At 77.4% G+C, this 1,493-nt stretch carries 1 protein-coding gene; it reads right to left on the bottom strand.

Features of this window, described 5'->3' with window-relative positions:
- Positions 1-1,493, bottom strand: a 1,493-nt coding sequence (locus tag GTW08_RS00715) for an acyltransferase domain-containing protein (protein ID WP_161151252.1), incomplete at both ends; no start/stop codon positions are given.

Genomic DNA, 1,493 nt, shown 5'->3' with positions numbered 1-1,493 from the left:
CAGGTGCCGTCGAGGACCGGCGCGGCGGGGCGCCGCAGCCGGGTCCACTCGACGCGGTAGCGCAGGGTGTCGAGCCGGGCCTTCTCCCGGTTGCCGCGCCGCCACGTGGTCAGTGCGGGCAGCAGCGGGGTGGCGACGTCGTCGGCGTCGAGGCCGAGGATGCCGGCGAGCTCGGCGGCGTCCCCGCGCTCGACGGCGGCCCAGAGCTGCCGGTCGGCCGGGTCGGTGTCCTCCCCGGCGGACGCGGCGGCCGCGGGCAGCTGCGGCCAGTAGAACTCGTGCTGGAAGGCGTAGGTCGGCAGGGCGGTGCGGCGGGCACCGGTCCCGTGCAGCAGCGCGGCGGGGTCGAGGTCCAGGCCGTGGACCTGCAGCCGGGCGGCGGCCGTCGCGGCGGCGAGCTCCTCGCCCCGGTCGGCGCGCAGGAAGGGCACCAGCGCGGTGTCGGCGCCGTCCCCGAGGGTCTCGCGGGCCATCGCGGTGAGCGGTGCGTCGGGTCCCAGCTCCAGAAGGACGGTCGCGCCCTGGTCGTGCAGCGTGGTGACGCAGTCGGCGAACCGGACCGCCTCGCGCACGTGCCGCACCCAGTACCCGGGCTCGCACAGCTCGGTGTCGGCGGCCCGGGCGCCGGTGAGGTTGGAGACCACCGGGATCCGGGGCGCGTGGTACTCGATCCGCTCGGCCACGGCCCGGAAGTCCTCGAGCATGCCGTCCATGTGCGGCGAGTGGAACGCGTGGCTGACCCGCAGTGTGCGGGTCCGGCGGCCCTGCTCGGCGAACGTCGCGGCGAGCGCGGCGGTGGCGTCGGCGTCGCCGGAGACGACCACCGATCCCGGCGCGTTCACCGCCGCGATCGACACCCGCTCGTCGAGCAGCGGGGTGACCTCGTCCTCGCCGGCCGCGATCGCGACCATGGCGCCACCGGTGGGCAGCGCCTGCATGAGCCGTGCGCGGGCGGCGACCAGCCGGGCGGCGTCGGCCAGGGTGAACACCCCGGCGACGTACGCGGCGGTGATCTCGCCGATCGAGTGCCCGGCCACGAGGTCGGCCCGCACGCCCCAGCTCTCGACGAGCCGGTACAGCGCGACCTCGACCGCGAACAGCGCGGGCTGGGTCCAGCCGGTCTCGTCGAGCAGCGCGGCCTCCGCGGTGCCCCCCTCGGCGAACACGACCTCGGCGAGCGGCCGCTCGAGCAGCGGGTCCAGCGCGGCGCAGACCTCGTCGAACGCGGCGGCGAACACCGGCTGGGCGGCGTACAGCTCGCGGCCCATCGCGGCGCGCTGGCTGCCCTGGCCGGTGAACAGCACCGCGGTCCGGGCACGCCCGGCGGCCTCCCCCTCCACGACGCGCGGGTCCGGACGTCCGGCGGCGAGCGCGCCGAGCGCGGCGAGCAGGTCCTCGCGGTCACCCGCCAGCACGGCGGCGCGCTGGTCGAAGCGGGTGCGGGTGGTGGCGAGTGAGTGGGCGAGGTCGGCCGTGCGGACGCCCGGGTGGTC

Source organism: Pseudonocardia sp. SID8383 (assembly GCF_009864975.1).
GTDB lineage: Bacteria > Actinomycetota > Actinomycetes > Mycobacteriales > Pseudonocardiaceae > Pseudonocardia > Pseudonocardia alni.
This window is presented reverse-complemented; position numbering and strand designations above follow the sequence as displayed.